Raw genomic sequence first — 15,056 nt, forward strand, 5'->3', positions numbered from 1 at the left:
GGTCCTGTCCAGCCCTGCCGGAATCATTTCCCGACAAATCGCTGAACTGCCGCAGGCGGTCACACGAACAGCCTGCCTTCCGCCACCTTGATGGCATGGCCGCCGATGCGCGCGGAGGCCAGTTTTCCGCCTTCGACAGTGAGTTCCAAGCGGATACGTGACGGGCGGCCCATCTCCAGCCCCTGCTCGATCCACAGCTGCGAAATGCCGTCGGTGGGCGCATCGAAATGCATGATGGCGCCGGCAAAGGCCGCCGCAGCCGACCCGGTCGCCGGGTCTTCATAGGACGGCGTGCCCGGCACGATCATGCGGACATGGAAGGCGCTGTCATGGTTCACCGTCTGGCGGCAATAGACATACGGGCTGGCGAAGGCCCATTCGCTCTTGCGCGGCGCCAGTTCCGACCAGGCCTGGTTGTCGAGCTTGATCCGGCCGGCAGCCTCCAGATTGGCAACCGGAATGGTGACGTAAGGCACGCCTGCCGACCAGAACGACACCAGGTGATTCTCGAAGCCGATCTCGTGCGGCGCCAGCCCGAGGGCGGCGCCGATCGCCTCCGGGTCGGCATCGAGCTTCAGCGGCTCCGGCAGCTTCGCCAGGTCGAACTCGGCAAAGGTGGCGCCATCGTGCCGGCTGACGGCGCAGCGCACCGGGCCGATATTCTCCTCCAGCACGAAGATGCCGGCTTCGCCCTCGCCTGTCAGTTCGGCCAGCGCGATCGCGGCGCCAACTGTCGGATGTCCGGCGAACGGCATCTCATAGTCGGGCGTGAAAATGCGGATGCGGTTGCGATGTTTTGGATTGTCCGGCGGCAGTACGAAGACCGATTCGGACAGGTTGAACTCGCGCGCAATGGCCTGCATGGCGGCTGTATCCAGCCCTTGGCTGTCGAGCACGACAGCCAGCGGATTGCCGGCCAGCCGCTCCGTCGTAAACACATCGTAGAGCAAGTAATTGCGGGTCTGCATCTTGAAAAACCTTCCGCCTCAATCCGAACATGGCCGAAATTTAATTTGATATTCGAACCACCAAGCCTGATCTGTGCACAACTAGGGACATTACGCTTTCATAGGGGTCCGGCGTGGACCAGCTTGTCAATCTGCCAAAGACGGAATCGGATTCCGCCATCGAGGCGGCGCTTGGGCTTGACCAGAGTGGTGTGCGCAAGACGCGCCGTCGTGGCTGGCTTTACGCGCTGCTGGCGCTGATCGCACTTGCCGGCGGCCTCGCCGGCTACCAATGGTATGCCGGCTCCCCGGCCAAGATCGACTACACCACAACGCCGGCCACCATTGCCGACCTCACCGTCGCGGTATCGGCGACCGGCACGCTGCAGCCCCTTACCCAGGTCGACATTTCAAGCGAACTGTCCGGCATCATCCGCTCGGTGTCGGCCGAAGAGAACCAGCAGGTCAAGAAGGGCGATGTGCTGGCGACGCTAGACACGGTGAAACTTGAGGTCCAGATCGAACGCGCCGAAGCCTCGGCCAAGGCCGCTGCCGCCAATGTCGAGGACGCCACGGTAACCCTGAAGGAGAACGAAAGCGCCCTCACCCGCGCGGCCGAACTGACCAGGCGTGGCATGGCGACCGATCAGTCGCTCGAGGCGGCGACTGCCACGCGCGACCGCTCCAAGGCGGCGCTCGATAGTGCGCAGGCCAATCTCGCCATCGCCCAGGCCGATCTCAAGGCGCAGCAGACCGACCTTGCCAAGAGCACCATCTATGCGCCGATCGACGGCATCGTTTTGACGCGTTCCGTCGACCCCGGCCAGACGGTCGCCTCCTCGCTGCAGGCGCCGGTTCTGTTCATCATCGCCGCCGATTTGAGGAACATGGAATTGGTGGCGGCGGTCGACGAGGCCGATATCGGCGCGGTCAAACCAGGCCAGCATGCACGCTTCACCGTCGATGCCTTTCCGGAGCGGCCGTTCGACGCCGAGATCCGCGACATCTCCTACGCCTCGGTCACCACCGACGGCGTCGTCACCTACAATGCACGGTTGGAAGTCAACAATAACGAGCTTTTGCTGCGGCCCGGCATGACCGCCACGGTTTCGGTCGTCACCAGGCAGGCCAAGAGCGTGCTCACGGTGCCGTCCACCGCTTTCCGCTACCGCCCGGCGCAGCAGGCCGCGCGCGCGTGGAGCCTCAGCGATCTGTTCACCGGCCGCATGGGCCGTGGCGGCAACCGCCGCCAGCCGGTGAAGGCGCCCACCGACGGCTCACGCACGCTCTATGTGCTGGAGAACGGCCGGCCGCATCCGGTCAACGTCAAGATCGGCTCTACCGACGGCGAACTGACCGAGATCACCTCCGGGCTGGACGAAGGTGCAGAGGTTATCACGGCCTCGCAGCTGCGGAGCTGACGCCATGGCCGCGGGCCTCATCGGTTTCGACACGGTCTGGAAGAGCTATGGCCAGGGCGAAGCCAAGGTCCATGCGCTGGCCGGCGTCGACCTCGCCATCCAGCGCGGCGAATTCGTCGCCATCATGGGCCCGTCCGGTTCGGGCAAATCGACTGCCATGAACATCATCGGTTGCCTCGACACACCGACGGCCGGAACGTACTCCTTCATGGGCATCGACGCCGGGCGGCTCGACCGCAACCGCCGGGCGCTGCTGCGCAATCTCTATATCGGCTTCGTCTTCCAGGGCTACAATTTGTTGCCGCGCACCACGGCGGCGGAAAATGTCGAGCTGCCGCTGATCTATCGCGGCGCGCCTGCCCGCGAGCGCCGAGGCCTTGCCATGCAGGCGCTGGCCGAGGTCGGCCTGGTCGGACGCGAGCACCACACGCCGGCCGAGCTCTCCGGCGGCCAGCAGCAGCGCGTGGCGATCGCGCGCGCCATCGTCACCAGGCCGACATTGCTCGTCGCCGACGAGCCGACCGGCAATCTCGACACCGCCCGCACGCATGAGATCATGGAACTGTTGACGCGGCTGAACTGCGAGCTTGGCCTGACCATCGCCATGGTCACCCACGAGGCCGATGTGGCCGATTATGCCGAGCGCACCATCCGCTTCCTCGACGGCCACGTCGCGTCCGACACGGCCAAGTCGGAGTTGGCGTCATGATCTGGGAAACCGTCCGCCTCTCACTGCGCTCCATCCGCCGCAATGTGCTGCGCTCGTTCCTGACGCTGCTCGGCATCGTCATCGGTGTCGCCGCCGTCATCGCCATGCTGACCATCGGCTCGGGCACCACGGCCAAGGTCAAGTCGGACATCGCCAAGCTCGGCTCGAACCTGCTCGTCGTCCGTTCCGGCCGCCCGGCAGGCAGCGGCGGACCAGGCGGGCTCGACCAGGCGGTACGGCCTCTGGCCGACAAGGATGTAGCCGCGCTCGTCGCACATCTGGCTGGGGCGCGCGCCATTGCGCCGGCGTCGCAGAAACACGTCCGCGTCATTTTCGGCACCGAGAGCCTGACCTCGGGCGTCACCGGCACCGACAGCGCCTATCTCGACGCCCGCGACTGGAAGCTGGTGTCGGGCCGCCCGTTCTCGGATTCGGAAACACGCTCCGGCACCGGCGTGTGCCTGATCGGCGAAACGGTGCGCCAGCAGTTCTTCGGCGCCGGCGAACCCGAGGGCGAGATCATCCGCGTCAACCGCACCTCGTGCAAGATCATCGGCCTGCTCGAACCCAAGGGCTATACCGGCTTCGGCCAGGACCAGGACAATGTCGTCTTGATGCCGCTTGCCGCCTATCAGCGCCGCATCGCCGGCAACCGCGACATCGACAACATCTACGTCGCCGCCGACGACCGCACCTCGACCACCGAATTGCAGCCGCGAGTCGAGGACATTTTGCGCGACACCCGCCGCATCACGCCGGACCGCGAAGACGATTTCTCGATCCGCGACATGACCCAGATCGCCGACGCCATGGCCAGCGCCACCACCACCATGACCGGCATGCTGGGCGCCGTTGCGGGCGTCAGCCTGCTGGTCGGCGGCATCGGCATCATGAACATCATGCTGGTCTCGGTCACTGAGCGCACCCGCGAGATCGGCATCAGGCTCGCCATCGGCGCGCATGAAAAGCACATCCTCATCCAGTTCCTGGTCGAGGCGACGGTGCTGTCGCTGCTCGGCGGCATTATCGGCATCCTGATCGGCCTGGCGCTGGCCGGCCTCGCCTCGGCAACGCTGGCCATACCGTTTGCGCCGAGCCCGGCGGTCATCCTGCTCGCCGTCGGTTTTTCGGCGCTGATCGGCATGGTGTTCGGCTTCTTCCCGGCGCTGCGCGGCGCCAGGCTCGACCCGATCGACGCGCTGCGCCACGAATAAGCGCCAGATCAGCTCCACCGCAACCAACCGCTATCCACAAGCATGGGTGCTTGTCGACGTCGGCAATACTTGTTGTCGTCCGGTCTGCGATGCTAATTTTAGAGCAAAGCATCTGGTCAAGGAGTGGCAATGAGCAAGAAGGCGCGGCTGATTCTGACGATGGTGATCATCGAAGGCGCCCTTGCGGGACTTTGGTGGTATCTCGCCCGCTACGGCATGACCAATCCCGATCGTGTCACCGCCGATTTTCAGGCAGTCGTCGGCCAGACGATGGGCATGGTCATTGGTGGATTGCTGGGCATCGGCGTCATCCTGTTCCTCGTCGCCGCCCGCAACGACCGCAAGGCTGCGCAGAACAATCCGCGCCGTTAGCCCCCGCCACCGCCAAAATGCCACTCGACCAGCGGCTTCATATGCGGCGCCAGCCCTTCCGGCAGGTCGGCGGCGTGGCGGATGATCACCGGCCCCTCGATCTCCGGCTCGGTCTCGGTCGCGAGGAAGGTGCCGATGCGCCGCGCAATCTCGTCGGCCGGCGCATCGACGTGGTAGCGGCGGAAGAGGACCGTGCCGGTCGAAGTCGACAGCGCATGGTAGCGCTTGCCGCGCGCGGCGCCTGTCAGGTCAAGCCCGGTCTCCTCGCGCACTTCGCGGATCATGTTGAAATCGACATCGACGCGGCCATCGCGAAAATCGATCGGCTCGAACGAGCCGGCAGCGAAGTAGACACTGCCGGCCGGGACCGTGTGCGCGCCCATGCGGATCGCCACCAGGGCGTTGTCGCCGGCGACCAGCATGGCGTGGCCATAGGCATGCTCGGCGCCCGTCCCCTGCCGGTTCTTTCGCCACAGCAGGAAGGTCGAGTACTTCACAGCGTGACAACGCCCGACGATCCGGTTGTCGCGCCAGGCGAGCGCCGAGAGCAGCACCACCGTGCCGTCGAACAACGCCGGATTGGCCGTGACCTCGCGCCGCCAGTTGTCAGTGATCGCCTGCGCGTTGTCGCGCTCGAACGGATGCGGGCCGGGGTCGAGCCGGACGTCGATTTCGTCGACGGGCAGGATGACGTTGCGCGGCAGGTCGAAGCTCACCGTGCTCAAGCCATGTCCAGGGTAATTGCGACGGGACAATGGTCCGACGCCTTCGGCCGGTCCCAGCCGGCGCGCGGAAAGCGCTCCACCGCCTGTCCCGCCGGAAAGATGGTGCGCCAGGGCTGGCCGTTGCGGATGATGTCGGGAACCGCCGTCGCATTCTTCGCCGCCAGCCCTTTCGACAGCAGGATGTAGTCGAGCTGGCACAGATGCCGCTCCTTCGGCCCGCGCGTGTGGTAGAAACTCCAGCGGTCCATCTCCGGCCGCCGCTCGACGACATTCTCGCAAAAGCCGCCGGCGGTGAGCACATCGATACAGGACTGGCTCTCGTCGATCACCTGGAAGCGGTAGCCGTCGATAGCGTCGCCCTCGATCTTCACCCGCTGGCGGTAGTCGTTCATGTCGCCGCAGATCGCCCAGTTTTTATCGGCTGCGTGCTCTTTGCCGAAGCGCTCCTCGATGATGCGGCGCACGGCTTGCGCCTCGGCGATGCGCACCGGCATCGTCGCCTCGCGTCCGTCGAGCCCGTTGCGCGGCGAGCCCATCGATTTGAAATGGACGAGGTAAAGCGTCAGCGGCACGCCGCCGACCTTGATGTCGACCTCCAGGCAGTCGCGCCGGAAGATGCGTTCATTGGCCAGGTTGCCGAGCGCCTCGAGTTCAGGCGTGTGCAATCCGAACTGCTCGAACGTGACATAGGCATGGCTGGTCATGCGCACGAACTCGATCGGCTGACCTTGCGCGGTCTCGTTGCGCATCATCACGGCAACGTCGATGCCGCGCGAATCATTGCCGGCGGTGGTGTATTTCTGCCGGTAACCCTCGCCCACCATCTTGAAGAGATAGCCGTACTCGAAGGCCTTCAGCGCCTCGATGTTGTCGACCTCCTGCATGCAGATGATGTCCGCACGGGTGGCGGCAATGGCGAGCGCGGTCAACTGGCGCGTATCGTCGGATTGCGCGATGGCGCGCGCCTGCTCCAGCATCCGGTATTCGGCTTCGCTCTGGATGTCGAAAAGCGCCAGCGTGCGGTCTTCGTTGAGCTGGTTGCGGAAGCCCGAGTAATCGAACCTGTTCATCAGGTTTTCGACATTGAAAGTGGCGAGGCGCAGCGACATGGACTGACCTTTGCCCGCAAGCGCCCATGAAAACAAGGGCTGCTCGTCATGGCTGATGGAACCTTTCCGTTCATCCTCCGTTCAGACGCCAAGGTCCATCAATAGGCCACTTCCCTGGGGTATCCGGGCGTGGGGCCTGTATCACTTGGAGAGTGCAATGAGCTCGCTCTTTTCGTCCACAGTCAAATCCGGGCTGTTAGCGCTCGGTCTTTTCTCGGGTCTCACGGCGCCATCCGCCGCGGGCCCGATCCTGCAGCCGGACTTGTCGGTGCCGGCAAGCACCGCATTGTCTGACATCACACCGGTTCGCGACAGCTGGGCGGGCGGCAATGACCGCCGCTCCTTCAACGATTGGCAGTGGCGCCGCCACGACAGCCGTCGCTTTGCCCGGTCAGGCAACTGGAACAACGGCAATTGGAATGGCGGCAACTGGAACGGCGGCGACAACTGGCGCTGGCGCCATCACCGCCACCATCGCGGCCGTGATTTTGACAGCGGCGCCGCAGCGGTTCTCGGCCTCGGCCTGGGTCTCGGCCTCGGCAGCATCTACAACAACGGCTACTACAATAACGGCTATTACAATGACGGCTACTACGTGCAGCCGGCGCCCCGGCGCTATTACCGCACGCAGCGTCTGTCCAGCGCCCATGTCCAGTGGTGCTACGACCGATATCGGTCCTATCGGGCCTGGGACAACACGTTCCAGCCCTATGGTGGCCCGCGCCAGCAATGCTGGTCGCCCTACAGCTGAACTATAAACGACAATACACGACGGCGCCGCCCCATCGCGGCGCCGTTTTCATTTGGGAAAGACGGCTGGTCTCGGTCACCGCTAACCATATGTTTATCGGCTCAGCCTATCCGTGATATCGTGCCCCATCTGACGATCGCGCCGATCCGGTCGCGAAGGACGTGCCGTCATGGCCGACAACGAATTGCGAAACAAACACCGGCAGCGCGTGCTGAAAGGCGCGACGATTCTGACCGGCCTCACCAATTCCGAGGTCAAGTGCACGGTGCGCAACATGCATGCCGGCGGCGCCGAACTGAAAGTCTCGATAGACGCGCGCGTGCCGGACGAGTTCCTGCTCTATGTGCCGGTCGACGGCATCGGCTACAAGGCCATCGTGCGCTGGCGCCGCGACGACCGCATCGGCGTCGAGTTCACCGGCACCGAGCCGAAGCCGCATTGGCACTATGGCTGAGCATCCTGATCGATAAACCGGCATAAAAAGCCGGCGGATCGCTCCGCCGGCTCTTTGCTCCCAATCCCGACGACTGCGGGTTAGTTCTTGGCCTTGTCGACCAGCTTGTTCTTGGAAATCCAGGGCATCATGGCGCGCAGCTTGGCGCCGACTTCCTCGATCTGGTGGCTGTCATTGTTGCGGCGGATGCCCTTGAAGCGCGACATGCCGGCGCGGTATTCCTGCATCCACTCCGAGGTGAATTTTCCGGTCTGGATGTCCTTCAGCACGCGCTTCATCTCGGCCTTGGTCTCGGCGGTGATAATGCGCGGGCCAGAGACATATTCGCCCCATTCGGCTGTGTTCGAGATCGAGTAGTTCATGTTGGCGATGCCCCCTTCATAGATCAGGTCGACGATCAGCTTGACCTCGTGCAGGCACTCGAAATAGGCCATTTCGGGCGCATAGCCGGCTTCCACCAGCGTCTCGAAACCGGCGCGGATCAGTTCGACCAGGCCGCCGCAGAGCACGACCTGCTCGCCGAACAGATCGGTCTCGCATTCCTCGCGGAAATTGGTCTCGATGATGCCCGAACGGCCGCCGCCGACGCCGCAGGCGTAGGACAGAGCGAGATCGAGCGCGTTGCCGGAAGCATCCTGGTTGACGGCGACCAGGCACGGCACGCCGCCGCCCTTCTGGTATTCGCCGCGCACCGTGTGGCCGGGGCCTTTCGGCGCGATCATGACGACATCGACGGTCGACTTCGGCTCGATGAGGCCGAAATGCACGTTGAGGCCGTGCGCGAAGGCAATCGCGGCGCCGTCACGAATGTTTGGCGCGATTTCGTTTTTGTAGATGTCGGCCTGCAGCTCGTCAGGCGTCGCCATCATCATCAAATCGGCCCATTTGGCAGCGTCCGCCACGCTCATCACCTTGAGCCCGTCAGCCTCGACCTTCTTGGCGGTCGCCGATCCCGCCTTGAGGCCGATGGCGATTTCCTTGGCGCCGGAATCCTTGAGGTTGAGCGCGTGCGCCCGGCCCTGGCTGCCATAGCCGATAATGGCGACCTTCTTGCCCTTGATCAGATTGAGATCGGCGTCGCGATCGTAATAGACACGCATCTTTTGCTTCCTTCCCGTAGAGATTAGAGGCCTTGCGGCCCGGTTTTTGCTCCATAAAGAGCGAGAAACTGCTGCGTCGCCCGGGCGGCATCGCCGCCGATCGCCGCTTCAGTCAATTCCAGTCTGTCGCCGAGCAGGAGACGGATCTGCACGTCGCGGGCGACCAGCCCGAAAAAGGTCCGGAACGCCATTTCGGCGTCCGTAAAGTCGAGCAGCCCGGCCTGCTTGCCGGCAAGCAGCACCGGCTTCAGCCGTCTGGCCAGCGCGAAACGGCCATTCTCCAGCACGATGGCGCCGAGATCGTCCTTTCCGGATCCGGCATGGCCGACCGCGACGCGGTTCAGCGCGATCGAGGTATCGCTCGAAATCACCTTTAGCCAGTCCGAGGCGAAGCCTTCCAGGCTTGCCGTCAGCGAGGCAAGATCGAGCCGCTCACCGTCGAGCGGCACCACGCGCACTTTCGATGCCTGCCACTGCACGGTCGCCGTCAGCAATCCGTCGCGGTCGCCGAACCATTTGTAGAGCGTTTCCTTCGAGCAGCTGGCGCGCCGCGCCACCGCCGTCATGGTCAGATTGTCGCCCTCCTCGACCAGCAGCCGCAAAGCCGCGTCCAGGACGGCCTTTTGCCGCTCTGTCAGCACTTCGCTGGTATCGATCTCGGCGCTTGCCTGCAACAATTTCCTGCCCATTCGGTGAGGTAGCCGGGCCGCCTCAAAGGCGTACCGTACGTTACGGTTCGGCATATTGCGCAATCCTGTGCTCGACGCAAGGGGCTAGGTAGAAAAATCGTTGACTTGAGAGCCGCCGAGCAAACGGCGAGGTTCTGACGGATCAATCATCGGCAGGTGGATGGCGCAACTCTCCAAGCAGGCTTGCCAGTATCTTCAGCTCCTCCGTCGAGAGTTTGTCACCGACCAATTCCGCAATCGAGCGTCCGTAGACCGCCCACATCCGCCGCCTGGTCTCACGGCCCTTGGCCGAGATGCGGATGGTCTGGCCGCGGCCGTCATCGGCAACCCTGAGCTTCTCGACCAGTCCGTCGGCCTCGAGCCGCGCCAGGAGCCGCGAGATGTTGTACTGCGCAAACAGTGTGCGCTCGGTCAGCTGGAATGGCCGCAGCCCGCCCTCACCCGCCTCGGCGAGTTCATGCAGCACGTCATACCAGTCGAGCGGCGGCAAGCCGCTGGTCTTCAAAGCCTCTTCCGCCTTTTCGATGAGCTGGCGCGAAACCCGCATCAGGCGGGCCCAGGCCTTGACGGCTTCGGGCGAAGGCGTGGTTGTTTTGGTCATGACCACATCCTAGGCAATAGATGCAATTGCATCAAGCTTGACGATCAATGCACATGCATCTATATGCATGCAATTGCATCAATCTGGGAAAAATCCATGAAACACGAAATCTGCAAAGTCGCCGACGTCCCGCAGACGGGCAGCCTGATCGCGCCATTCTTCGGCCGCGAGGTCCATGTCTGGCGCAGCGGCGAGCGGATCCGCGCCGCCGCCAATGTCTGCCTGCATTTCGGCGGGCCGCTCGACTGCAAGGACGGCAAGCTGGTCTGCCAATGGCACGGCGCCGCCTTCGACATGACATCAGGCGACCGGATCGAAGGTCCGGCGCCAAAAGCGTCGCGACTGATGTTCCTGTCGACGCGCGTCGAGGACGGCGCGTTGAACTATGTCTGGGGAGAGTGACATGCCTGAGAAGAATGAAATGCCTGAGAAGAATGAAATGACTGGCAAGCTCATTCTCGTCAGCCATCATCTGTGCCCCTATGTCCAGCGCGCCGCGATCTCGCTGGCCGAGAAAGGCGTGCCGTTCGAACGCGTCACCATCGACCTCGCCAACAAGCCGGACTGGTTCAAGGCGATTTCGCCGCTGGGCAAGGTGCCGCTGCTGATCGTCCACGCGAATGGCGAGGAGACAGTGATCTTCGAATCCGCCGTCATTCTCGAATTCCTCGAGGAGACGCAAGCCAATCCTCTGCATCCGGCCGACGCCTACGCCCGTGCCCGGCATCGCGCCTGGATCGAGTTCGGCTCGGCGACATTGAACACCATCGGCCGGTTCTACACGGCTTCGACGGAGGCCGCCTTCCTGGCAGAGTCCACGGCACTTTCGGCCATGTTCGATCGTCTGGAGGACGAACTGGCCGACCAGGCCGGACCGTGGTTCAACGGCGAGTGCTTTTGCCTCGTCGATGCCGTCTACGGCCCGGTCTTCCGCTATCTCGACGCCTTCGACCGGATCGGCAATTTCGGCATTCTGGACGGCAAGCCATTGGTCCAGGCCTGGCGCAAGGCGTTGAGCGAACGCGCCTCGATCAAGGGTGCCGTGGCGCCGGACTATCCGCAGCGGCTGCGTCTATTCCTGCGTGCGAGAAATTCGCTTCTCTCGACCCTGATCCCGCCGGATGATCTGGCCAGTGCACCTCCTCTAGCCCGATCCGCCTGAACGGATCGATCAGCGTGCCGGCCACCATCGAGGCAAGCACGCTTGGCACTGGCGGGATTTTGGCGATGGTTGCCACCAGCCTGTCGCGGAAGAAGGGCAGCATCGTGCCGTCCGACTGGTAGAACGGCGTCAGCGCCAGCGACAGCAGCTGGAAGATTCGGACATGCCATCGCCGCGCCCGGGCGTAGCTTTCCAGCGCTGCCTCGACGTTGCCCGTTTGTGCCAAGGCATGGCTGAGTGCTGCCGCGTCGAGCAACGCCATGTTGGCGCCTTGCCCGAGCTGCGGGCTGGTCGAATGCGCGGCATCGCCGATCACGGCCAGCCTGCGGCCGGCCGGCAGCTTCATCGTGTGGTGGCCGTAGCGCGCCAGCGACAGCTGGTCGAAGCTGTCGATCTGGCTGGTGAACGCCTCGCACTGCGGCCACAGCGAGACCAGTCTCGCCTTCCAGGCGTCGAGCCCTGCCGCGCGCACGTTTTCGGCATCCGCCGGCTTCAGGCTCCAGAAGAACGCCGCCATCTTTTCCCCGCCCGGTTCCGGTCGGCCGATCGGCAGGACGCCGATCATCACGCTGGCCTTGTCGTAGCGCTGCAGCAGCGCATTTTCGTCGAAGCCTTGGCGCCAGCCGAGCGAGGCCCAGAACGCGCCGTAAGTGAGCTGCCGCGGCTGGGCCGGATCGTTGAGGCACCGGCGCAGCTTCGAACGCGAGCCGCTGGCGTCGACCACGAGGTCGAACGGCCCTGCTCCGCGGCCCCCCACCGTTCGGTTCTGGTCGAAGATCAGGATTGCCCGCTCACCGACGTCCAGCGCCTCGATCTCGACACCGGTTTCGATGGCGATACCTTGGCGCTGCGCGGCGCGGAACAACACGTTGAACAACGCCGCCCGGTGCACCGCCAGCCCGAAACGGCCGCCAGGCTGCGCATCGTAGCGCACGGCGAGCACGGTGCGGCCGGTCGAGGCATCGGCGCCATGCAGACGCTCGATGCGGCTCCCGAGCGCCAGAATGTCGTCGAGCAGGCCGAGATCGGCGAGCACGCTCAGCCCGGTCGGCTGCAGGATCAGCCCGGAACCGACGGGCTTGGGTTCCTCGAAACGTTCGAAGATGGTGACGTTATGGCCCGCGCGCTTGAGATAGAGCGCGGTAGCGAGCCCCGCCGGGCCGGCGCCCGCAATCGCGATGTCGAGAGATTTTTCCATTGCCCGCCCAACCACTGGCCGGACAATCCTTCAGCGCCATTGTCAAATCAAGCCATTGCTGCATGGACCAAAATATCAGCCACCAGCGTCGAAGGCAGCGCGCGCCTTGCGCACCGCACCATGGTTGAGTTCGGCCCACAGGATCAGTTGATGCAAGGCGCCGAACATCGAACGGCCGAGATCGGTCAGGCTGTATTCGACGCTTGGCGGCTTGGTCGGGAACACTTCGCGATGAACAAAGCCGTCGCGCTGCAGATCGTGGAGCGTCTGGGTCAGCATGCGCTGCGAGATGTCGGGCACCAGGCGCCGCAACTCGCCGAAACGATAGGGCTGCTCGGCGAGCGCCGCCATCAGCAGCGAACTCCATTTGCCGTTCACACCCTGCATCACGTCGCGAACCGGGCAATCGGCAATGTTTGCGCCATCGCTGGTGGCTTTGAATATATTGAGCTTGGTTCTCAGATTGACGACCTTGCCGTCCATGGCTGCTGGTTCCCTGCCGGTGCCTACCTCCCTAAAAACTGCCTTCTTTACGGTGGCGGGTCAATCCCTATTTTAGTGCTGGTCTCTTTTTGAGACTGTCAGAAGCACCCGCCACCCGGCACAATTTCAGGATCCCCCATGACCGCAACCCTTCTCGTCACCGGCGCTTCCGGCCAGCTTGGCCGCGGCGTCATCAACCACCTGCTGGACACATTAAAGATCCCCGCAAACCGCATCATCGCCACCACCCGTACACCCGCCAACCTTGCCGATCTGGCGGTGCGCGGCGTCGTCGTCAGAGCCGCTGACTTCAACGACCCGCAATCGCTTGCCGAGGTCTTCGCGGGAGCCGACCGGGCACTCGTCATCTCGACCAACGAACTTGAGGTACAGGGGAAGCGGCGCGAGCAGCAGCTTGCGGCGGTGACGGCGGCCAAACAGGCTGGCGTCGGCCACCTGCTGTACACCTCGATGCCCAACCCCGAGCCTGGTTCGCCGGTTGTTTTCGCGCCCGACCACTACGACACCGAACAGGCGATCAAGGCGAGCGGGATCCCCTACACGATATTCCGCAATGGCTGGTATAACGAGAACCTGTTCATGGCGTTGCCGCAGGTTCTGGCGTCGGGTCAGTGGTACACCTCCGCCGGCGACGGCGCCATTTCCTACGGCACGCGCGACGATTTCGCGGCGGCGATCGCAGCGGGGCTCGCCTCGGACAGCAGCGAAAGCGCGACTTACACGCTCACCGGCCCCAGTGCGTATACGGCTGCCGAAGTGGCGGCGTTGGTCACCGAGGTCACCAGCAAGCCCATCAAGGTCATCCAGCTTTCCGACGAAGCCCTGACCGAGGGAATGAAGTCGGCCGGCCTGCCTGAACCCTTCGCCAAGGTGCTGGTTTCATTCGACGCCGCCGCCCGCGCCGGTGACCTCGGCATGGTGACCGACGCGGTCGAAAAACTCTCCGGCCGAAAGTCGGTGCCGCTGAAGCAGTTTCTGGAGACGAACAAGGCTGCACTGGCCGGCTGAAAGCTGCCATTGCGGGACGCCGAGCCCTTAAGGTTCGGCCTCCCGCACAATTACTTACGTCGCTTGACCAGTCCCAGCCGGATCACGCTTTCGCCCGTGGCAATCAAAGCATCTTCGCGCGAGCGTGGCGCCCAGCCGAGCACGCGCACCGCCTTGGCGTTGGTGGCGTTCTTGATCTTGCCCAGTTCCGTTGCGAGTTGTGCCGCTTCCGGATTGAACAGCCCGATGATGCGCACCAGCCAATCGGGAAACTCCCGCGTCGAGACGCGCGACGCCGCCGGCCCGAGCCGCGTCTTCAGGGTCTGCGCGATCTCGCGCACCGTCATGAAATCGCCGGCGATAGCCAGGAACCGCTCGCCCTTGGCGGCGGCGTGGGTCATGGCGCGAACATGCAGATCCGCCACGTCGCGCGCATCGACGACGCCGAAGGACAGGCGCGGCAGCCCAGGCACGGCGCCGTTCAGCATGCGCTGGACAAATTCGGTCGAGGTCGAATGGTCCGCGCCGAGCACCGGTCCAAAGATGCCAACGGGATTGACGACCGCAAGCTCCAGCGCGCCGCCCTGCTCGGCGATGAAATCCCAGGCCGCGCGCTCGGCGAGCGTCTTGGACTTCACATAGGCGCTGACCTTGCCTGCCGGATCGGTCCAGTTTTCCTCGTTGAAAGGCTGCCCATCCGCGCGCATCTTGCCATAGCCGACGGCCGCGAAGGATGAGGTGAGCACGACGCGCCTGACGCCGGCATCCCGCGCCGCCCGCAGCACGCGCAACGCGCCCTCGCGCGCCGGATGGATCAGGTCATCCTCATGCGTGGGCACGCCGGTGGGAAAAGGCGATGCGACATGCAGCACGTAATCGCAGCCGGCCACCGCCGCCGGCCAGCCTGCGCCGGCCATCAGATCGGCATGGGCGAATGAAAGGGCGTCACCGGGCTCCGTGCCACCTGCCTTGAGCATGGCGAGCACATCGGCTTCGCGCCTGGCCGATCGCACGGAGGTGCGGACGCGGTAGCCGGCCTTCAACAGTTCGAGGATGCAGTGAGCGCCGAGGAAGCCGGACCCGCCGGTGACCAGCACCAATTCGCCGCTCATA

The 15,056-nt window shown here is 64.2% G+C and carries 17 protein-coding genes and 1 pseudogene; 9 read left to right on the top strand and 9 right to left on the bottom strand.

Translation table 11 applies throughout. The annotated features are described in order from the left end of the window. Positions 1 to 59: 59 nt before the first annotated feature. Entirely contained in the window at positions 60 to 968 is a 909-nt protein-coding gene (locus NKJ76_RS14330; protein ID WP_023685176.1) for a PhzF family phenazine biosynthesis protein, read from the bottom strand. Positions 969 to 1,081: 113 nt separating this feature from the next. On the opposite strand from NKJ76_RS14330, the gene NKJ76_RS14335 reads away from it, so the two are divergent. The 4 genes from NKJ76_RS14335 (at position 1,082) to NKJ76_RS14350 (ending at position 4,663) form a co-directional block, all read left to right on the top strand. Next, positions 1,082 to 2,368: an efflux RND transporter periplasmic adaptor subunit gene (locus tag NKJ76_RS14335; RefSeq protein WP_352537706.1), complete on the top strand. Its 1,287-nt coding sequence runs from the start codon at positions 1,082 to 1,084 to the stop codon at positions 2,366 to 2,368. A 4-nt stretch (positions 2,369 to 2,372) separates the two neighbouring features. Further along, positions 2,373 to 3,077 carry an ABC transporter ATP-binding protein gene (locus NKJ76_RS14340; protein WP_352537707.1) on the top strand — a complete coding sequence of 235 codons (705 nt, stop codon included), beginning with the start codon at positions 2,373 to 2,375 and terminating at the stop codon, positions 3,075 to 3,077. Beyond that, entirely contained in the window at positions 3,074 to 4,291 is a 1,218-nt protein-coding gene (locus tag NKJ76_RS14345) for an ABC transporter permease (protein WP_352537708.1), read from the top strand. The genes NKJ76_RS14340 and NKJ76_RS14345 overlap by 4 nt, the downstream gene beginning before the upstream one ends. A gap of 129 nt (positions 4,292 to 4,420) precedes the next feature. Further along, positions 4,421 to 4,663, top strand: coding sequence for a hypothetical protein (locus tag NKJ76_RS14350; protein ID WP_352537709.1), 243 nt, complete (start codon positions 4,421 to 4,423; stop codon positions 4,661 to 4,663). On the opposite strand, the gene NKJ76_RS14355 is transcribed toward NKJ76_RS14350, so the two are convergent. Next, a complete protein-coding gene (locus NKJ76_RS14355; RefSeq protein WP_352537769.1) occupies positions 4,660 to 5,379 on the bottom strand; it encodes an NUDIX hydrolase in 720 nt (239 codons plus the stop codon). The genes NKJ76_RS14350 and NKJ76_RS14355 overlap by 4 nt on opposite strands. 5 nt (positions 5,380 to 5,384) lie before the next feature. Then, positions 5,385 to 6,497, bottom strand: a complete 1,113-nt coding sequence (locus NKJ76_RS14360; protein WP_023744652.1) for an endonuclease/exonuclease/phosphatase family protein — start codon at positions 6,495 to 6,497, stop codon at positions 5,385 to 5,387. 157 nt (positions 6,498 to 6,654) lie between these two features. Here NKJ76_RS14360 and NKJ76_RS14365 point away from each other — a divergent pair, with 157 nt between their 5' ends. Together NKJ76_RS14365 and NKJ76_RS14370 are read left to right on the top strand one after the other, a co-directional pair. After that, positions 6,655 to 7,248, top strand: coding sequence for a BA14K family protein (locus NKJ76_RS14365; protein WP_023731252.1), 594 nt, complete (start codon positions 6,655 to 6,657; stop codon positions 7,246 to 7,248). Positions 7,249 to 7,417: 169 nt separating this feature from the next. Then, positions 7,418 to 7,702 (top strand): PilZ domain-containing protein, encoded by a 285-nt coding sequence (locus tag NKJ76_RS14370; protein WP_023685169.1) that lies wholly within the window; start codon positions 7,418 to 7,420, stop codon positions 7,700 to 7,702. An 80-nt stretch (positions 7,703 to 7,782) separates the two neighbouring features. Here NKJ76_RS14370 and ilvC read toward each other — a convergent pair whose 3' ends face one another. The 3 genes from ilvC to NKJ76_RS14385 all read right to left on the bottom strand — a co-directional run bounded on the left by ilvC (position 7,783) and on the right by NKJ76_RS14385 (position 10,092). Beyond that, a complete protein-coding gene (gene ilvC / locus NKJ76_RS14375) occupies positions 7,783 to 8,802 on the bottom strand; it encodes a ketol-acid reductoisomerase (protein ID WP_013531065.1) in 1,020 nt (339 codons plus the stop codon). Between the two features lie 23 nt (positions 8,803 to 8,825). Continuing rightward, positions 8,826 to 9,491 (bottom strand): TetR/AcrR family transcriptional regulator, encoded by a 666-nt coding sequence (locus NKJ76_RS14380; RefSeq protein WP_352537710.1) that lies wholly within the window; start codon positions 9,489 to 9,491, stop codon positions 8,826 to 8,828. Between the two features lie 142 nt (positions 9,492 to 9,633). Beyond that, positions 9,634 to 10,092: a MarR family winged helix-turn-helix transcriptional regulator gene (locus NKJ76_RS14385; RefSeq protein WP_023805507.1), complete on the bottom strand. Its 459-nt coding sequence runs from the start codon at positions 10,090 to 10,092 to the stop codon at positions 9,634 to 9,636. A 96-nt stretch (positions 10,093 to 10,188) separates the two neighbouring features. Between NKJ76_RS14385 and NKJ76_RS14390 the strand changes: the two genes are divergently transcribed. Further along, positions 10,189 to 10,494, top strand: a complete 306-nt coding sequence (locus tag NKJ76_RS14390; protein WP_352537711.1) for a Rieske (2Fe-2S) protein — start codon at positions 10,189 to 10,191, stop codon at positions 10,492 to 10,494. A gap of 1 nt (position 10,495) precedes the next feature. Continuing rightward, complete coding sequence (locus tag NKJ76_RS14395; RefSeq protein WP_023756373.1) at positions 10,496 to 11,254, top strand: glutathione S-transferase family protein; 759 nt, start codon at positions 10,496 to 10,498, stop codon at positions 11,252 to 11,254. Here the strand turns inward: NKJ76_RS14395 and NKJ76_RS14400 are convergent. After that, positions 11,217 to 12,452: pseudogene (locus NKJ76_RS14400) on the bottom strand (FAD-dependent oxidoreductase); the annotation flags it as partial. The gene NKJ76_RS14395 and the pseudogene NKJ76_RS14400 sit on opposite strands and share 38 nt — an antisense overlap. Before the next feature lie 75 nt (positions 12,453 to 12,527). Beyond that, entirely contained in the window at positions 12,528 to 12,935 is a 408-nt protein-coding gene (locus NKJ76_RS14405) for a winged helix-turn-helix transcriptional regulator (RefSeq protein WP_023690335.1), read from the bottom strand. Between the two features lie 138 nt (positions 12,936 to 13,073). On the opposite strand from NKJ76_RS14405, the gene NKJ76_RS14410 reads away from it, so the two are divergent. After that, a complete protein-coding gene (locus NKJ76_RS14410; RefSeq protein WP_352537712.1) occupies positions 13,074 to 13,964 on the top strand; it encodes an SDR family oxidoreductase in 891 nt (296 codons plus the stop codon). 50 nt (positions 13,965 to 14,014) lie between these two features. Here NKJ76_RS14410 and NKJ76_RS14415 read toward each other — a convergent pair whose 3' ends face one another. Continuing rightward, positions 14,015 to 15,055 (bottom strand): SDR family oxidoreductase, encoded by a 1,041-nt coding sequence (locus NKJ76_RS14415; protein ID WP_352537713.1) that lies wholly within the window; start codon positions 15,053 to 15,055, stop codon positions 14,015 to 14,017. Position 15,056 lies beyond the last annotated feature (1 nt).

The organism is Mesorhizobium sp. M0029 (assembly GCF_040323735.1).
GTDB lineage: Bacteria > Pseudomonadota > Alphaproteobacteria > Rhizobiales > Rhizobiaceae > Mesorhizobium.